The organism is Pseudarthrobacter sp. NPDC092202 (assembly GCF_044755505.1).
In the GTDB taxonomy this organism is placed as follows: domain Bacteria; phylum Actinomycetota; class Actinomycetes; order Actinomycetales; family Micrococcaceae; genus Arthrobacter.
On sequence record NZ_JBIVRG010000002.1, the window covers coordinates 108,229 to 125,736 of the forward strand.

Annotated in this window: 18 protein-coding genes; 16 read left to right on the top strand and 2 right to left on the bottom strand. The window is 67.7% G+C overall.

Annotated elements, in window-relative coordinates; genetic code table 11:
• Window positions 1-10: 10 nt before the first annotated feature.
• The 10 genes from ACIQF4_RS03900 (at window position 11) to ACIQF4_RS03945 (ending at window position 11,441) form a co-directional block, all read left to right on the top strand.
• A complete protein-coding gene (locus ACIQF4_RS03900) occupies window positions 11-1,042 on the top strand; it encodes an aldo/keto reductase (RefSeq protein WP_400515663.1) in 1,032 nt (343 codons plus the stop codon).
• Between the two features lie 91 nt (window positions 1,043-1,133).
• A complete protein-coding gene (locus ACIQF4_RS03905; protein WP_400515661.1) occupies window positions 1,134-1,781 on the top strand; it encodes a dihydrofolate reductase family protein in 648 nt (215 codons plus the stop codon).
• A gap of 60 nt (window positions 1,782-1,841) precedes the next feature.
• On the top strand, window positions 1,842-2,501 hold the full coding sequence (locus ACIQF4_RS03910) for a cyclodeaminase/cyclohydrolase family protein (RefSeq protein ID WP_400515658.1): 660 nt from the start codon (window positions 1,842-1,844) through the stop codon (window positions 2,499-2,501).
• Window positions 2,502-2,801: 300 nt separating this feature from the next.
• A complete protein-coding gene (locus tag ACIQF4_RS03915; protein WP_350002342.1) occupies window positions 2,802-4,190 on the top strand; it encodes a sigma 54-interacting transcriptional regulator in 1,389 nt (462 codons plus the stop codon).
• A 54-nt stretch (window positions 4,191-4,244) separates the two neighbouring features.
• Window positions 4,245-6,251, top strand: a complete 2,007-nt coding sequence (locus tag ACIQF4_RS03920; RefSeq protein WP_400515655.1) for a VWA domain-containing protein — start codon at window positions 4,245-4,247, stop codon at window positions 6,249-6,251.
• Window positions 6,252-6,322: 71 nt separating this feature from the next.
• Window positions 6,323-7,261 carry a 5'-3' exonuclease H3TH domain-containing protein gene (locus tag ACIQF4_RS03925; protein WP_400515653.1) on the top strand — a complete coding sequence of 313 codons (939 nt, stop codon included), beginning with the start codon at window positions 6,323-6,325 and terminating at the stop codon, window positions 7,259-7,261.
• Between the two features lie 118 nt (window positions 7,262-7,379).
• Entirely contained in the window at window positions 7,380-7,721 is a 342-nt protein-coding gene (locus tag ACIQF4_RS03930; protein WP_400515650.1) for a hypothetical protein, read from the top strand.
• 37 nt (window positions 7,722-7,758) lie between these two features.
• Window positions 7,759-8,319, top strand: a complete 561-nt coding sequence (locus tag ACIQF4_RS03935) for a hypothetical protein (protein WP_400515648.1) — start codon at window positions 7,759-7,761, stop codon at window positions 8,317-8,319.
• A 160-nt stretch (window positions 8,320-8,479) separates the two neighbouring features.
• The gene (hrpB, locus tag ACIQF4_RS03940; protein ID WP_400515646.1) at window positions 8,480-11,134 is read left to right on the top strand and encodes an ATP-dependent helicase HrpB; all 2,655 of its coding nucleotides are present in this window, start codon (window positions 8,480-8,482) and stop codon (window positions 11,132-11,134) included.
• Between the two features lie 154 nt (window positions 11,135-11,288).
• Window positions 11,289-11,441, top strand: a complete 153-nt coding sequence (locus ACIQF4_RS03945) for a hypothetical protein (RefSeq protein WP_350002348.1) — start codon at window positions 11,289-11,291, stop codon at window positions 11,439-11,441.
• Window positions 11,442-11,483: 42 nt separating this feature from the next.
• Here ACIQF4_RS03945 and ACIQF4_RS03950 read toward each other — a convergent pair whose 3' ends face one another.
• Window positions 11,484-12,161, bottom strand: a complete 678-nt coding sequence (locus tag ACIQF4_RS03950) for an alpha/beta family hydrolase (RefSeq protein WP_400515643.1) — start codon at window positions 12,159-12,161, stop codon at window positions 11,484-11,486.
• Between the two features lie 68 nt (window positions 12,162-12,229).
• Between ACIQF4_RS03950 and ligD the strand changes: the two genes are divergently transcribed.
• On the top strand, window positions 12,230-13,252 hold the full coding sequence (gene ligD / locus ACIQF4_RS03955; RefSeq protein ID WP_400515640.1) for a non-homologous end-joining DNA ligase: 1,023 nt from the start codon (window positions 12,230-12,232) through the stop codon (window positions 13,250-13,252).
• Window positions 13,253-13,338: 86 nt separating this feature from the next.
• On the opposite strand, the gene ACIQF4_RS03960 is transcribed toward ligD, so the two are convergent.
• Window positions 13,339-13,959, bottom strand: coding sequence for an L-threonylcarbamoyladenylate synthase (locus tag ACIQF4_RS03960; protein ID WP_190611817.1), 621 nt, complete (start codon window positions 13,957-13,959; stop codon window positions 13,339-13,341).
• A gap of 132 nt (window positions 13,960-14,091) precedes the next feature.
• On the opposite strand from ACIQF4_RS03960, the gene ACIQF4_RS03965 reads away from it, so the two are divergent.
• The 5 genes from ACIQF4_RS03965 (at window position 14,092) to ACIQF4_RS03985 (ending at window position 17,489) form a co-directional block, all read left to right on the top strand.
• Entirely contained in the window at window positions 14,092-14,532 is a 441-nt protein-coding gene (locus tag ACIQF4_RS03965) for a VOC family protein (RefSeq protein WP_400515638.1), read from the top strand.
• 119 nt (window positions 14,533-14,651) lie between these two features.
• Window positions 14,652-15,338 carry a hypothetical protein gene (locus tag ACIQF4_RS03970; RefSeq protein WP_400515636.1) on the top strand — a complete coding sequence of 229 codons (687 nt, stop codon included), beginning with the start codon at window positions 14,652-14,654 and terminating at the stop codon, window positions 15,336-15,338.
• Between the two features lie 19 nt (window positions 15,339-15,357).
• On the top strand, window positions 15,358-15,864 hold the full coding sequence (locus ACIQF4_RS03975; protein WP_400515634.1) for an HAD domain-containing protein: 507 nt from the start codon (window positions 15,358-15,360) through the stop codon (window positions 15,862-15,864).
• A gap of 153 nt (window positions 15,865-16,017) precedes the next feature.
• Window positions 16,018-17,271, top strand: coding sequence for an anion permease (locus ACIQF4_RS03980; RefSeq protein ID WP_400515632.1), 1,254 nt, complete (start codon window positions 16,018-16,020; stop codon window positions 17,269-17,271).
• Complete coding sequence (locus ACIQF4_RS03985; protein ID WP_066275545.1) at window positions 17,268-17,489, top strand: hypothetical protein; 222 nt, start codon at window positions 17,268-17,270, stop codon at window positions 17,487-17,489. The genes ACIQF4_RS03980 and ACIQF4_RS03985 overlap by 4 nt, the downstream gene beginning before the upstream one ends.
• Window positions 17,490-17,508: the final 19 nt, after the last annotated feature.

Here is a 17,508-nt window from a genome sequence, read left to right on the forward strand (position 1 = left end):
GAGGACAACCATGCAGTACAGAACCCTGGGAAGCAGCGGCACCGTCGTGTCAACCTTTGCGCTGGGAACCATGACGTTCGGGGCGGAAGCCACCGAGGAATCGTCGCACGCCATCCTGGACAGCTATTTCGACGCCGGCGGCAACTTCATCGACACCGCTGACGTCTACAGCGCGGGAGTCTCGGAAGAGATCATCGGACGCTGGCTGGGGAAGCGCCCGGATGCCAGGGATGCGGCGGTGATCGCCACCAAGGGGCGCTTTCCGATGGGGACGGGACCGAACGACGTCGGCACCTCCCGCCGAAGGTTGACGCGCGCCCTGGACGATTCGCTCCGGCGCCTGGGCGTGGAACAGATCGACCTGTACCAGCTGCACGCCTGGGACCCTCTCACTCCCCTTGAGGAGACGCTGCGGTTCCTTGACGACGCGGTCAGCCGCGGAAAGATCGCCTATTACGGCTTCTCCAACTTCCTGGGGTGGCAGCTGACCAAGGCCGTCCACGTTGCCCGCGCCCACGGCTGGTCTCCCGCGGTGACGCTGCAGCCCCAGTACAGCCTGCTGGTAAGGGACATTGAAGCCGAGATCGTGCCGGCCGCGCTCGACGCCGGAATCGGGCTGCTGCCATGGTCCCCTTTGGGCGGTGGATGGTTGTCCGGCAAGTACAAGCGGGACCAGGCTCCCCAGGGTGCGACGCGGCTCGGCGAGAACCCCGAGCGCGGCATGGAGGCCTGGAAGGCGCGCAATGACCATCCTGGTACCTGGCAGGTGATCGGCGCCGTGGAGGAAATCGCCGCTGCCCGCGGGGTGAGTTCCTCCCAGGTGGCGCTTGCGTGGCTGGTGGACAGGCCGGCGGTGACTTCGGTGATCCTGGGTGCCCGGACCACGGAGCAGCTCGCGGACAACCTTGCCGCCGCCGGGCTGCACCTCGGCCCTGACGAAGCCGGCCACTTAACCCAAGCCAGCCAGTCCCGGACAGGGGTCTACCCGTATGGCCCGATGGCGCAGGAGCAGCGCAGCCGCAGGATCGAAGGTGGACGGTAGCGCGGCACCTTGCCGCCAGGTCAGTACGGCCTTGAGGTCCAGCTGGCACGGGGCTACGATTGCCGCCACCTGCCACCAGAAGGAGACGGTCATGGGCGCGGCATCTGAACAGGAGCCATCCTCCGCGGAGCTGATGGTAGACCTCATCATTTCCCTGGATGGCTACGCCTCTGCCGAAGGATGGCCCGGCTGGTGGGGACTGGAGGGCCCGGAATACCTGGCCTGGCTGGAGGAGGAGGGCCAGAAGGGCCGCACGTACCTTATGGGCGCGAACACCTACCGGCTGATGGCCGGCATGTCCGAGGAAGCCGCTGCGGGAGGCCCGGGTTTTTCCGAGGAGGAAGGGGAGAGCCTCACCGGCCTGGCAGCGGTGCCCAAGGTTGTGTTTTCCTCCACGCTCCAGGGGCCGCTGGGCTGGCCGAACTCGACGCTGGTCAGTGCGGACGCCGTGGAGGCCGTAAGGGAAATGAAAGGGAAGGGCTCCGGCCCCTTGTGCACCCTCGGCAGCCTTCGCCTGTGCCGGTCGCTGCTGACTGCCGGCCTCGTGGACAGGTTCCGGCTGGTGGTGTTCCCTGTCATCACGGGCCGCACCGGCAGGGAGCGGATCTACGACGGTTATCCGGACGTCGCGCTTGAGATGGTGGACAGCCGGACCTTCGACGGCAGGCTGCAGTTGCTCGAATACATCCCCACAATCCTGGACGGTCCGCCGGGCAGTGCCGACCTGCCCGGCTCGTAGGAGCCGGAGGCTCCGGACACGGACAATCGTGGCGGGCCGGGATCGGGCACACTTGATGGCATGACTGATACCGATGCTGCCACCACCGGACACTCAACCGTTGAGGAGTGGACGCGTGCCCTTGCGGAGTCCAAGGGTTCGCCGGGCGGAGGGGCCGGGACAGGCGTGATGCTTGCGATTGCCGCGTCCCTGGCCTCAATGGTTGCCGGCTATACGGAACCGAAGGAAGGTCAGCAGGCGGAGCTCGCCTCCCTGCACGAGCGTGCATGTGCGCTTAGGGAGGCCGCCCTTAAGCTGGCCGACGACGACGCTGCCGCCTCCGAGGCGTTCGGCGCTGCCTTTCGCCTCGAACGGGGCCCGGAACGGGACGCGGCAATTCACCGTGCATCTGTCGCTGCAGCCAAAGCATCGGCTGTGCTGGGCGAGCGGGCTGTAGCTGCCATTGATGACCTTGGTTGGCTTGCCGTCCACGGCAATCCGGCCCTCATAGCTGATGTCGTTGTCGGATTCGGTGCACTGAGGGCGGCGGTGGCCGGGGCGCGCACCAATGTCAGCTTCGACCTTGCCACCCTCAGGTCTGCCGGGGCCACCCTGGAGCAGATCAGGGAGCAGCACCCGGGCCTGTGGTCTGCTGTCGAGCAGTTGACTGCAGCCCTTGAACGCATCGACCACCACACCGCGGCTGTTGATGACCGGGCGGCGCCCACCGATGTCGCCTGACGTCCCGCAGCATCTGCCGGGAAGCAACTGCGGTCCTGCTCGCGACCATTAAGGGATGAGCAGGGCGGTCCGGAGGCCACGCAACACTTTCGCTGCCGCGCAAGGCGCGGGGCTTATTGCGCCGGGTATATTGCGCCGGGTACCGGTGTGCCTTAGCCAGCCAGCGGTTCAGCGGTGGAGTTCAACAGGATAACCAAGGCGCGCTCAGCAGTCGTGGCGCCAAGCGTAAGCCAGGACCACCCCCGGGCGTACGCGAAAAAAGTCCTCGATCCGCGGCTGGTGCGGGGCTACGGTGGAGTGGTGACTCCTCGTCCCGATATTTTCACCGTTGGTGAATTGCGTGCCTCCGGCCATGTCCTCAAGGACCTGCGCCAGGAAATCCGTGGAAACCTGCTCGCCGCGCTCGCGGCCGGTGAGGATCCATGGCCAGGGATGTACGGCTTCGGCCGGACCGTGCTTCCCCAGCTTGAGCGTGCCCTGATCGCCGGGCATGACGTGGTCCTGCTCGGCGAGCGCGGGCAGGGCAAGACGCGGCTCCTGCGCACCCTGGCCGGGCTCCTGGACGAATGGTCGCCCGTCATCGAGGGGTCGGAACTGAACGAACACCCGTTCGAGCCCATTATGGATCATTCCCGCGCGCTTGCCCTGACGGAGGGTGACCGGCTGCGGGTGGCCTGGCGCCACCGGTCGGAACGGTATGTGGAGAAGCTCGCCACCCCGGACACCTCCGTCGCGGACCTCATTGGCGACGTCGACCCGATGCGGGTGGCCGAGGGCCGCAGGCTGGGAGACCCCGAAACCATCCACTACGGCCTTGTCCCGCGCTCCAACCGCGGCATTATTGCCATCAACGAACTGCCGGACCTTGCCGAACGGATCCAGGTGTCAATGCTCAACGTGATGGAGGAGCGCGACATCCAGATCCGGGGCTACGTGCTCCGGCTTCCACTGGACGTGCTGGTTGTCGCCTCCGCCAACCCGGAGGACTACACCAACCGCGGCAGGATCATCACGCCGCTGAAGGACCGCTTCGGTGCGGAGATCAGGACCCATTACCCCCTGGAGCTGGACGACGAGGTGGCCGTGATCCGGCAGGAGGGGCAGCTGGTGGCCGATGTCCCGCCGGTGATCCTCGAAATCCTGGCCCGCTACACCCGTGCGCTGCGGCAGTCTCCGGCGATCAACCAGACCTCCGGGGTCTCGGCACGGTTCGCCATTGCCGGGGCCGAAACGGTGGCAGCCGCCGCGCTTCGCCGTGCCAGCATGCGCGGGGAGGCAGAGGCTGTAGCGCGGATCGTGGACCTGGACACCGCGGTGGAAGTCCTCAGCGGCAAGATCGAATTCGAATCCGGTGAGGAAGGCCGCGAACAGGCCGTCCTTGACCACCTCCTGCGCACCTCCACCGCCGAAGCCGTGCGGGCTCACTACCAGGGCCTGGACATGGGCCCGCTGGTGGCAGCGCTGGACGGCCACACCACGGTGACCACGGGGGAGCACGTGACTGCACGGGAGTTCCTTGAAGGCCTGCCTTCCCTGAACGGGGCAGGCCTGTATGACGAGATCGGCAGCCGCCTCGGTGCGGAGAACGAGGGCCAGCGGGCGGCGGCCATCGAACTGGCGCTGGAGGGGCTTTACCTGGCCCGGCGGATCTCCAAGGAGTCCGACGACGAAGAGACGGTCTACGGCTGACGGCACCACGGTGCGTGGCTGGGCAAACGGCTGAAGCGAGGGACGGACGGCACCATGAACATCCATAACCATTCCGCCCGGTACGGCCGGTACGCCGGCGGACCGGACCCGCTCGCCCCGCCGGTTGACCTGGCGGAGGCGCTTGACGCCGTCGCGGAGGACGTGATGGCAGGATACTCGCCCCGCCACGCCCTGCAGGAGTTCCTCCGGCGCGGCCGGCGGAACCGGGAAGGCCTGGATGATCTGGCCAGGCGCGTGCAGGAGCGCCGGAATGACCTGCTGGGCCGGCACAACCTGGACGGCACCCTCAACGAGGTGAAGAAGATCCTGGACACTGCCGTCCTGGAGGAACGCAAGCAGCTGGCCCGCGATGCCATGATGGACAACGCCGACCGCGCCTTCCGGGAAATGCAGCTGCAGAACCTGCCCGCGTCCACCGCTGCGGCGGTTAATGACCTGGCCTCCTATGACTGGCAATCCGGCACGGCACGGGAAGCCTACGAGCGGATCAAGGACCTGCTGGGCCGCGAGGCCCTGGACCAGCGGTTCGCGGGCATGAAGCAGGCACTGGAGGGCGCCACGGAGCAGGACCGCGAAGCCGTCAGCGCAATGCTGCGCGACCTGAACGCGCTGCTGGACAAGCACCGCCGCGGGGAGGATGCCAATGCCGACTTCCAGGAGTTCATGGCCCGGTACGGCGACTACTTCCCTGAAAACCCGCAGTCGGTTGAGGAACTGATCGACGCCCTTGCCAAGCGGGCCGCTGCTGCCCAGCGGCTCCTGCAGTCCATGTCCCCGGAGCAGCGCGACGAGCTGATGCGGCTTTCGGCCCAGGCCTTCGGATCGCCGGAGCTCATGGCCCAGCTTGACCAGCTCGACGAAAGCCTGCGCGCCCTGCGCCCAGGTGAGGACTGGACCGGCTCCGAACGCTTCCAGGGCCAGGAGGGCCTGGGCCTGGGCGACGGCACCGGAGTGCTCCAGGACATCGCCGAACTGGACGAGCTCGCCGAACAGCTCTCCCAGTCCTACAACGGCTCAACCTTGGGCGACCTGGACCTGGATGCCCTGGCCCGCCAGTTGGGACCGGACGCCGTAGTCACCGCCCGCACGCTGTCCGACATCGAACGCGCCATGCAGGAGGGAGGCTACCTGCGGCGGGGCACGGACGGGGACCTCCGGCTCTCACCACAGGCCATGCGGCGGCTGGGCAAGTCGCTGCTGCGGGACACCGCCAGGCAGCTGTCAGGCCGGCAGGGGCGCAGGGACACCCGCGAGGCCGGGGCGGCCGGGGAGCAGACCGGATCAAGCCGTCCATGGGAGTTCGGGGACGCGGAGCCCTGGGACGTGACCCGAACGCTGACCAACGCGATCAGCGGCACAGCGGCGGGCGGTGGAACCCCGGGCAGCGGTCTCCGCCTCACCCCGGCGGACATCGAAGTCAGCGAAACGGAAGCGCGCACGCAGGCCGCCGTCGTCCTTCTTGTCGATGTGTCCTTTTCGATGGCCGCCGAGGGAAGGTGGGTTCCCATGAAACGCACCGCGCTGGCGCTCCACCACCTGGTCTCCACCCGTTTCCGCGGCGACAGGCTGGAACTGATCACGTTTGGCCGCCATGCCCAGGCGATGGACATCGGTGAACTCACCGCTTTGCCGCCGCTGCGGGAGCAAGGAACAAACCTCCATCACGGGTTGCTGCTGGCCGGCCGCTTCTTCCGCAAGCACCCTTCCATGCAGCCGTTCCTCCTGGTGGTCACGGACGGCGAGCCCACGGCACACCTGCTGCCGGAAGGCGAACCGTGGTTCTGCTGGCCGCCGGACCCGGAAACCATCCGCGTGACAGTGGCGGAGCTCGACCGGCTGGGGCGCGCGGGCACGCAGGCCACGTTCTTCCGGCTGGGCTCGGACCCCAGCCTGGAACGGTTCGTCCGGCGCATGGCCCGCAGGGTGGGCGGCCGGGTGGTGGCTCCCGAGGCAGGGGAACTGGGCGCCGCCGTGGTGGGGGAGTACCTCCGCGCGCACTTCCGGGGACGGGTCTTCGGCGATTCCGACTGGGCCTCCTAGCCAAGGGGCCGCCGGTGAAAGGGCCGGAGGCGTTGCCCCGTTTCCAAGCCTATCCATGTGAGGATCGAAGCATGCCTGACCGCCTCATGCTGCTGGATACTGCATCGCTGTACTTCCGCGCCTTCTACGGCCTGCCGGACACGATCCGCCGCGGGGACGGCACACCGGTCAACGCCGTCCGCGGCCTGCTGGACATGATCGCCCGGCTGACCACGGACTACCACGCAACGCACCTCATCGCGTGCTGGGATGACGACTGGCGCCCGCAGTGGCGGGTGGACCTCCTGCCCACCTACAAGGCCCACCGGGTGGCGGAAGCCGTCCCGGGTGCCCCTGACATCGAAGTTGTCCCGGACGCGCTGGAGGCGCAGCTTCCCATGATCCGCCAGGTGCTTGGGCTCGCCGGCATCGCTATTGTGGGCGCGCCCCACCATGAGGCCGACGACGTCGTGGGCACGTACGCGAGCCACGCGGACCTTCCCGTCGACGTCGTCACCGGGGACCGCGACCTTTTCCAGGTCTGCGACGACGAACGCCAGGTCCGCGTGATCTACACCGCCCGCGGCATGAAGAACCTTGAGGTCATCACCGAAGAATCAGTGGTGGCCAGGTACCGGGTGCTGCCCCAGCAGTACGCCGACTACGCGACATTGCGCGGCGACGCCTCGGACGGCCTGCCGGGGGTTGCCGGAATCGGTGAAAAAACCGCGGCCTCCCTGCTGCTGAAGTATGGAACCTTGGAGGGGCTGCTGGAGGCGGCGGGGCTTCCAGGCAGCGGCATGGCGGCCCCCGTGAAGGCCAAGCTGGCCGCCGCCGCGGACTACCTTTCGGTTGCCCCCACAGTGGTGAGGCTGGTGCGGGACCTGGACCTGCCCACTCCGGAGCAGGCGGGCGCGGAACTGAATCCCGTTTCAGGCGAGCCGCGGGTCGAGCTCGAGCGGCTGGCCACTGAGTGGAACCTGGGTGGTTCCGTAAGGCGGCTCCTCACGGCTTTGGAACGGCGGCATTAGCCCCGGCGCACTCCTCCTCCGGCGCCGCGCTTGCTTCATCCGCGTCAGGTAGTAAGCTTGCTGACCATTAGTACTAAGCTTGCTGATTAATTACCAGTGGCGGGAGCGGGTCGAACGAATGAATGCAATTGTTGTTGCCATCTGGGCCCTGGCGGCCGCTTCCGGAGCGGGCTTGGCGGCCAGCGCGCCGTACGGTGCCGCGGGCAATGGTGGCCAGTATCTCGCCGGCCATGTTCTCTTGGGCCTCGGACTCGGGCAGTTGCTCGCAGCCTTGGTGCGGTTTGCGGTGCGGCGCATGATTGCCGGAACAGCGTCACGGCCATCGCCGGCGCGCCTCGTGGCGGTCCCGGCAACGGAAGCCGCAGCAGTGGCCCCGCCGGCAGGGGACACGGCGGCCGTGACCGTCCTCTACCCCCGGCCTGCCGCCGTCGTCCCGTTGCGGGGCCGGCATGCCGCCTGATCGTCTCCAGCCGTCTCCGGCGCAGGGCGGCGCCCCCGTGCGCCCCCAACGGAGGGTATGGGCTGGAGTAGCTGCAGCGCTGGCAGCGGCCGCCCTCACCGCCGCTGCCGTCGTGGTTTCCCCGGCTTTCGGCGGTGCCGATTCGGATGAGGCCACTCTTCGCGGTTTCCAGATCCGCGTCCTCAACATCACCCAGGCTGCTGCGGAGAACAGGCTGGACGGGGTCCTCGATGCCGTTGAGGCGCTTGAGCGGGACTTGGACCTGGCCGCCGGCCAGGGTGCGATCTCGGCGGCCCGCTACCGCGGCATCGACGCCGCGCTTGAGGCGGTCCGGGCAGACGTAACCCGCACCATTACAGCCCAGGCGGCCTCCGCCAGAGATGCGAAAGCCGCGGCAACTGCGGCGGAGCAGCCCACGGTGAACGTCACGGCCCCGGAGCCGGTGCCGGAGCCAGTCGCAGAGCCCCAGCCTGTTCAGGTCCAGCCGGAAGCCCCCGCAGCGCCCGCGCCGGCCCCTGAGCCTGCCCCCCAGCAACAGGACCTGCCTGATGCTGCCAAGGAAGCCAGGGAAAAGGGCAAGGGCGCCGGAAGGCCCTAAGCCCCGAGACCTGTTCCTTCCGCTGCAGTCCGGGGCGCCCTGGATTCAGTGCCCTGGGGTCCAGTGTCCTGAGCCCTTTGTCCCGAATCCTTTGTCCCGAGTATGGTGCAGGGCGAGGACGTGGTCCGCAGCACACCGGTTGGCCGGGCAAAATGGAGGGATGACTTCCCCGAGCGGACGGCAGGAACCGCCACCTGGCCAGGCCTTCCACCTCCGGGCCATCGGCGCCGGCCTGCCCTTTGCCAACTCGCTCCCGGCCCTGGCCGAAGCGCTGGGCGATGGCGAGCCGGGAGGAGCGGCAGTAGTGCAGGCGCCCCCGGGAACGGGCAAGACCACCCTGGTTCCGCCCCTGCTGGCAAACCTCGTGGCGGGACTGCCTGCGGGTCCCGGCGGGCGGCACCGTACGGTTATGGTCACCCAGCCGCGCAGGGTAGCTGCCCGTGCCGCCGCCCGCAGGCTTGCAGCCCTGGACGGCAGCCCGCTGGGCAACCGGGTGGGGTATACAGTCCGCGGAGAGCGGCAGGCCGGATCCGGAACGCTCATAGAATTCGTCACGCCAGGCATCCTGCTGCGCCGACTGCTGGCCGCTCCGGACCTGCCGTTGGCAGGCGCGGTGGTCCTGGATGAGGTCCACGAACGCGGCCTCGAAACGGACCTCCTGTTCGGCATGCTCACTGAAGTACGCCAGCTGCGCGGTGACCTTACCGTCGTCGCCATGTCCGCCACCCTTGACGCTCCCAGGTTCGCTGCCCTGCTGGGGGATCACGACGGCGGCGGGCCGGCTCCCGTCGTCGACTGTCCCTCGGCGCTCCATCCACTGCGGACGGAGTGGCGTCCGGGGCCCGGCCAGCGGTTGGACGGCAGGGGAGTGACCCGCACTTTCCTTGATTTCGTTGCAGGGACCGCCGCGGAGGCCCACCGGCAGGCGCTGGCAGCGGACAGCGCTGCGGACGCCCTGGTCTTCGTTCCGGGGGCATGGGAAGTCTCGCAGGTTGCGGCAGGGCTGCGCAGCCGCGTGGGGCCGGGGACTGACGTGCTGGAACTTCACGGCAGGGTGGGCCCCGCCGAGCAGGACCGGGCCGTGTCCGGGCGCGGGCCGGGGGAGAACGCCAGGATTATCGTCTCCACGGATCTGGCCGAGTCATCGCTGACCGTGCCGGGGGTCCACCTCGTCATTGACTCGGGGCTGGCCCGTGAGCCGCGGCGCGACGCCGCACGGGGAATGAACGGGCTGGTGACGGTCTCCTGCTCCCGGGCCTCCGCTGACCAGCGTGCCGGACGCGCCGCCCGCCAGGCCCCTGGGACGGTGGTCCGCTGCTACAGCCAGCAGGCATTCGGCGCCGCCCCGGCCCATGTGACCCCGGAAATCACCGTGGCGGACCTCGCCGGAGCCGCCCTGGTGATGGCGTGCTGGGGATCACCGCGCGGGCAAGGCCTGGCCCTGCCGGACGCCCCGCCGGAGCCGGCCATGGATGATGCCATGGAAATCCTGCACGAACTTGGTGCCGTGGCCGGCGACGGCCACGCTACCAGTGCCGGCAGGACCCTGTCGGGACTCCCGGTGGATCCGCGTCTGGGCCGCGCCTTGCTCGACGGCGCCGCTGCCGCCGGCCCCAGGGCGGCGGCAGAGGTGGTGGCCGCCGTGGCAGGTGATGCGCGGGCGTCCGGCGCTGACCTGCCGCGCCTCCTGTCCGAACTCCGCAGCGACAAAGGCCCCGCCGGCAGGCGCTGGGCAGATGAAAGCCGCCGCCTCCAGGTCCTTGCGCAGCAGGCGGGGCCCCTGCCAGGCGCTCCGGCCCTGCCGCCCCTTGCCGGTGGGAGCGCCCTGGTGGGCGCCGTCGTCGCCCTTGCCTTCCCCGACCGCGTGGCACGCAGGGTTCCCGGCGGCGGGCCCGAGCAGTACCTGCTGTCCTCTGGAACCCGGGCAGGACTGCCCGCCGGAAGCAGCCTGTCCGGGCATGAATGGCTGGCAGTGGCTGAGGTGTCCCGCGGCGGTGGGAGGGACTCAGCCGGGACGGGCGCCGTGATCCGCGCCGCAGCCCCGCTCTCCGCCAGCCTCGCCGAATCAGCCGCATCCCACCTCGTTGCTGAGGCGGTGGAGGCCGCCTTCACGCAGGGCCGGGTTACCGCGCGCAGGGTCCGGCGGCTCGGCGCGATCGTGCTCGCCTCCACCCCGGTGCGTCCGTCGCCTGCCGAGGGCCGGGCCGCGCTGGCAGGAGTGCTGCAGAAGGAAGGGCTGGCTGCCCTCAACTGGTCGACGGCGGCAGCGGCGTTGCGCAGGCGGCTCGCTTTCCTGCACCGTGAGCTGGGGGAGCCGTGGCCGGACGTATCGGAGGCGGGGCTTCTCCGCCGCCTGCAGGACTGGCTGGGACCGGAGCTGGAGGCGCTTGCGGCCGGCGCAGACGTGAACGCGGTGGACCTTGCCGGGCCGCTGCGGCGGCTGCTTCCCTGGCCGGAGGCAGCCCGGACGGATGAGCTCGCCCCGGAAACCCTGGAAGTTCCCAGCGGCTCAAGGGTGCGGATTGACTATCCCGAATGGTCGGATGCCACGGCCCCGCCGGTGGTGGCCGTCAAACTCCAGGAGTGCTTCGGGCTGGCCGCCACGCCCCGCCTGGCCGACGGCCGGGTGCCGGTGCTGTTCCATCTGCTCTCACCGGCCCGGCGCCCGCTGGCTGTTACCGGCGACCTGACATCATTCTGGTCCGGCCCGTATGGCCAGGTCCGCGCCGAAATGCGGGGCCGCTACCCGAAGCATCCCTGGCCCGAAGATCCCTGGTCCGCGCCTGCCACTGCACGGACCAAACAGCGTAATTAGCGTCCCGCCGGGGCAGCCTCCCCGGCCCGTGAACGGTGCGTGAGATGTCCGATACATGCTTGTTACTTCCAGTCGACCCGCTGAAACATGCGCCGCATAGGCTCTTTTCCACCTGGACAGCGTGGTCCACACGCAGACATGGAAGGACCTACAGATGTTTATCCTCAACAGCCTCAACCTCCTGCTCGACGGCCGCCGGGGCGATGACAGCCGCTTCCACACCGGAGGCACCGGCAGCACGGAATTCCCCGAAGGACAGTTCACCTCCGCAGCCTGGGAAGGCTGGTGGCACGAAGAAGCGGCCTGACAGCCGGTCTTCCACAAGGCAGGCCCCGTGACTTTCCGGGCGTCAGCCGGAGGAATGGATAAAGCGGGCCACCGGCTCCGCCAGGGAGGCACCCACCTCTGCCGGGGAGCGCTTGAGGCCGGCCACAGCAAAGGAATGGTCACCGCCGTCCACCCACTGCAGGACGGCGGAGGGCCCAACCCGTCCCACCACGTCTTCCAGGAGCGCAGGGGTGGCGAACGTGTCCCGGCTGCCCTGGAGGAAAAGCATGGGGACGGTGATGCCGTACAGGTGAGCGTCCCGCAGCTTCTCGGGCTTCCCCGGAGCATGCAGGGGGTACCCCAGGTACACCAGCCCGGCGGCGTCCATTCCCTCCGCGACCGCCATCGAGGCCATCCGGCCGCCGAAGGACTTGCCGGCCGCCCACAGCGGACCGGTATCGCCGTATTCTGCAGCCCGTTCTGCCGCGGCCGCCATCACCGCACGCCAGGCGGCGATTGCCGCTGGTGGCCGGTCCGGAAATTTCCGTCCCGCCTCGCGGTAGGGAAAGTTGAAGCGCAGGGTAGTGATTCCCAGGGCGTTCAACGCGTCGGTAAACCCGTGTATAAAGGGATGTTCCATGCCGGCGCCCGCACCATGGGCCACCACCACAGTGGCGGACGGGTTGTCGGGGCGGGCAAATACGGCAGGGACCGTGCCCTCGCCCACAGGGATGCGGAAGTCTGATGCTGAAACGGACATGCCTCCATCTTGCCGGACAGGCTGAGCAAATCTGCCGGTCCTTCGATCCGGGGGTGTACGTTGTCCCCATGGCGAGTGAACAGACCACCCTCACGGTCCAGGGCCCCCACGGCGAGCGCGAGATGCGCATCTCCAGCCCCAGCAGGGTGATCTGGCCCGAACCCGGGATCACCAAGCTCGGCCTGGCGCGGTACATCACCGACGTCGGCGAAGCTTTTATGGCTGCCAACGGCGGCAGGCCGGTGGCGCTGCAGAGGTATTCGGGCACCATTGAGGGGGAGATGTTTTTCTCCAAGAACCCGCCCAAGGGCGCCCCGGAATTCATAAGGTCCACCCCTGTGGTGTTCCCGAGCGCCCGCTCGCATCCCATGCTGATACTGGACGAACCTGCCGCGGCCGTGTGGGCCGTGCAGATGAACACCATCGTGTTCCACCCCTGGCCTTCGCGGGCGGACAACACGGACAACCCCGACCAGCTGCGCATCGACCTCGACCCCCAGCCCGGAACGGACTTTGACGACGCTGTCCCGGCTGCGCTGGCGCTGAAGGAGGTGCTGGCAGAGGCAGGACTGGAATGCTTCATCAAGACGTCCGGCAACCGTGGACTTCACGTCTATGCCCCTATCGAACCGTCCCGGGAGTTCCTTGACGTCCGGCATGCCGTGATCGCCGCGGCCCGGGAACTGGAGCGCCGCATGCCGGACCAGGTCACCACGGCCTGGTGGAAGGAGGAGCGCGGCCAGAGGGTGTTCGTGGACTTCAACCAGGCCAACCGGGACCGGACCATCGCGGGCGCCTACAGCCCGCGGCCGCTGGCCCATGCTCCGGTGTCCTGCCCCATCACCTGGGACGAGCTGGAACGCGTGGACCCGAAGGACTTCACCATCCTGACCGTGCCGGACCGCCTCAAAACCGTCGGTGACCCGTGGGCTGGCATGCACAGCAAGCCTGGGACCATTGACACCCTGCTGGACTGGTGGGAACGGGACCTTAAGTCAGGGCTGGGCGAGCTTCCGTTCCCGCCGGACTACCCCAAAATGCCGGGGGAGCCGCCCCGGGTGCAGCCCAGCAGGGCCCGGAAACAGGCCTAGCCCACCCCGGAAGGGGCGGGCCGCCGTCGATATACCTGCGACCGGACCGGCTGGATACCTGTGCCAGGACCGGCTGGCGGTTCCGTCTATTCGAAGCGGGACGGGTCTCCGGTTCCGCGCCGGACCACCTCAGCCACGCCGCTGGAAAAGTCAATGACGGTAGTGGGCTCGGAACCGCAGTCACCGGCATCGATCACAGCGTCCACCTGGTGGTCCAGGCGTTCCTTGATCTCCCAGCCCTGGGTCAGCGGGTCCTCCTCATCCGGCAGCAGCAGGGTGCTGGAGAGCAGCGGCTCACCCAGTTCCGCCAGCAGTGCCTGGACCACGCGGTTGTCCGGGATCCGCACGCCAACAGTCTTCTTCTTGGGATGCAGCAACCGCTTGGGAACTTCCTTCGTTGCCGGAAGGATGAAGGTGTAGCCGCCCGGGGTGACTGCCTTGATGCTGCGGAACACATCATTCCCGATGTTCACGAACTGCCCCAGCTGGGCAAAATCCCTGCAGACCAGCGTGAAGTGGTGTTTGTCGTCCAGGCGGCGAATGCTCCTGATCCGGTCCAGGGCGTCCCTGTTACCCACCTGGGCGCCCAGCGCATAGCAGGAATCCGTGGGGTAGGCGATCAGGCCGCCGTCGAGCACTATCTTGACCGCCTGGGTGATGGCGCGCGGCTGGGGGTCCTGGGGGTGAACGTCAAAGTATCTGGCCATGCCCCAGAGCCTACGGCCCGGCCGGACACTTGTGCACCACCTGCCCCGTTTTCCCCTACCACCGGCCCTTCGTTTGAGGCAGGATGGTGTCTGGTTCCACCATGCTCCGTCCCCACTCCAAGGAGATCCACCATGCCAACCACCCTCAATCCCTACCTCAGCTTCCGCGACAACGCCCGGGAAGCCATGAATTTCTACCAGGCCGTCTTTGGCGGGGAGCTGACCCTGAGCACCTTCGGGGAGTTCCAGGCCAGCGACGATCCTGCCGAGTCGGAGAAGATCATGCACGGCATGCTGACCACCGCCCAGGGGATGGTGCTGATGGGTGCCGACACGCCCAACAGCATGGGGTACACCCCGGGGGCGTCCATTTCCATCTCCCTCAGCGGTGACGATGAAGCGGAGCTCCGCGGCTACTACGAGAAGCTCAGCGCCGACGGCGGGACGGTAACCGTGCCCATGGAGCAGTCGCCGTGGGGTGACATCTTCGGCATGTGCACCGACCGTTTCGGCGTGGCCTGGCTGGTCAACGTCAACGGTGCCCACGGCGCCCCGGAAACGCGCCAGGACTGACCGGCACTACGGAGGTTCGCGGTTTTCCGGGGCGCCGCTCCGATACTGGGGCCGACGCCCGTTTCTGACGTCGGGTCCGGGTTCTTGAGGAGGCTGCGGGGCGGTGCGAGGATGGACCCGTGGAATCCCTTTTTGAGTTCCTTGACGACAAATGGTGGCTGGTCTTCCCGGCGATCGCTTTTGCCGGGCACTGGGCAAACTCGCTCCGTAGAGCCGGTGAGCGGCGGCACCAACGCCGGGTGGAGCTGTACAAGCTCAGGAACCAGGCCCGGGAGTCCGAACGGGCTTCCGCGGCGGACGTCGATGCGCTTGTCGCCACCCACGACGCCACCAACAAGCGCTGGCTTGACTACGAACTGGACGTTGGGAAGCTCATTGATTTTCCGCTCATGACCGATGTCCGCGAACCGCTCACCGTCGCCTTCCTCCGGGCGAAAAGGGAAGCGGACGGCATGCGCCCGGATTCCGCTGCGGACATGGATTCGCCAACGAGGCTGGAGGCCTACCGGAAAGCAGTCAACAGCTTCGCTGTGGCGCTGGACGTGGCCGAACGTGAAGCCCGGCGGATCAGGGACAGCAAGTTCACGGGCCCGGAACGTGAACGCCTTGCCACTGCCCGGCAGCTACTCAGGATCGCCGGGGACCATGCCGCCACGCCAGCCGAGCGGCAGGCGGCCTACAAGCGCGCGCGCCGCGAGCTCGATGGCCTGATCGTCCTGCCCGATGCCGCGGTCGCCGTCCTCGAGGCGCAGGTGGCGCCAGGGCTGGACGCCGGCCGGGAACCTTCGGACTTCCGGCACCACTAGGTTTCCTGGACTGCCGGCCGTGACCCGCACGCTCTACATCGATGTGGACGGCGTTATTTGTCCGTTCGGACCGGAGGGCGCCAGCGGCTGGGGATCCGGCTGGCAACATTCCGATGCGGGGCTCCTGCCCGTGGCCTACGCGCCGGAACTGGTGGACGCGTTGAACGGGATTGCCGCCATGGCAGGGGTGCGTTGCGTATGGCTTACAAGCTGGGAGGAACTCGCACCGCAGTATTTATGCCCCGCCATCGGCCTTAACGGGACTCAGTGGCCCTACCTGACCGCGGATGGGGCGGGTACTGGCGCCGGCTGGTGGAAGCTTCGTGCCATCCAGGACGATGTTGAAGAGACCGGTCCGGAAGCCGTGGCCTGGATCGATGACCAGCTTGGGTTCGAGGCGGAGGCGCAGTCCTGGGCCAGGCTCCTTGGCCGCCGGATCCTGGCTTTGTCTCCGGACCCGAGGCGCGGAATTTCGCCTGCCGAACTGCAGCAGGTGCGGTCGTTTCTGGTGCGGCCGTTGTTTTGACCTGATGCCGTGGACGCGTACGATCGATAGGGTTTCACGCCGGTTGTGTTAACGCCACAGGTCATTCCAAGCGAACAGCTGGTGAATTATGCTGTGCAAGGCAGCCGGGGGAGATGAAACTGCTGAACGTCGACTCTGCAGATTGGGCAACAGGTGGATATCACCTTCATGGTGGCGCTGGTCATCGCACTGGCACTATTTTTCGACTTCACGAACGGCTTCCATGACACCGCGAATGCCATGGCCACGCCCATTGCAACCGGCGCCATCAAGCCGAAGACGGCGGTGACCCTGGCGGCCATCCTGAACCTCGTGGGCGCATTCCTGTCCACCGAGGTGGCCAAGACGGTCTCCGGCGGAATCATCCGGGAAGGGTCGGACGGAATCCAGATCACTCCGGACATCATTTTCGCCGGGCTCATGGGGGCCATTCTCTGGAATATGATCACGTGGCTCAAGGGCCTGCCGTCGAGTTCCTCGCATGCTTTGTTCGGCGGTTTGATCGGCGCCGCGATCGCCGGCATCGGCTTCAACTCGATCAACCTCGAGGGCCTGATGCAAAAGGTCATCCTCCCCGCCATCTTCGCTCCGCTGATCGCCGGCATCGTCGCCTACATCTGCACGCGCCTGGCATACGCGCTGACGTCCCGGCATGACCCGGAGACCGGCAGCAAGCTTACCCAGAAGCGCGGCGGTTTCCGTACCGGACAGATCTTCACCTCAAGCCTGGTGGCCCTTGCCCACGGCACCAACGACGCCCAGAAGACCATGGGTATCATCACGCTGGTCCTGATCGCCGCAGGCACGCAGGAGACCGGATCCGGCCCCCAGTTCTGGGTCATTGCCGCTTGTGCGTTCGCCATCGCCATCGGCACGTATGCCGGCGGATGGCGCATCATCCGCACCATGGGTGCCGGTCTCACCGAAGTGAAGCCCGCCCAGGGTTTCGCGGCCGAGACCAGCACCGCCTCCGCCATCCTTGCGTCCTCGCACCTCGGCTTTGCGCTCTCCACCACCCAGGTGGCTTCCGGTTCCGTCATTGGATCCGGAATGGGCCGCAAGGGTACCAGCGTGCGCTGGAGTATGGTGGGCAAGATCGCCCTGGGCTGGCTCTTCACCCTCCCAGCCGCCGGCATCGTGGGCGCCCTCACCGCGCTGCTGGTGAAGACCGGTGTCATCGGCGTCCTGATCGCCGCCGTCGCCGGCACGGCAGCAGTGCTCTTTATGTTCTTCTACTCACGGAAGTCCGCCGTCGGCCACCACAACGCCATCGAGGTGGAGGAAGCAGGCCAGGCCGTGCGCTTCGCGAAGAAGAAGGCCATGGCGCGTGCCCGCGCCCATGCGAAAGCCAAGGCGCAGGCAGATGCTGACGCTGACGCCAACAACCAGAAGGAGACTCAGCGATGAAGTGGTTGGAACTCCTGACCGTTGCCGGCGCCACATTGGCTGCTGCGGTCACGGTGGTGGTCCTGTATTCGCTCGGCGTACGTCTTACGGCCATCGCCGCGGACGTCCAGCAGACATCCCCGGGCATCAAGCGGTCCCTTGCCTACATCTGCTTCGGCCTGTGCAGCCTGGCAGTCCTCTTCGGGCTGTACCTGATCATCCCCTACTTCTCCGGCTGACGAGGCCCCCTGGTGCCGC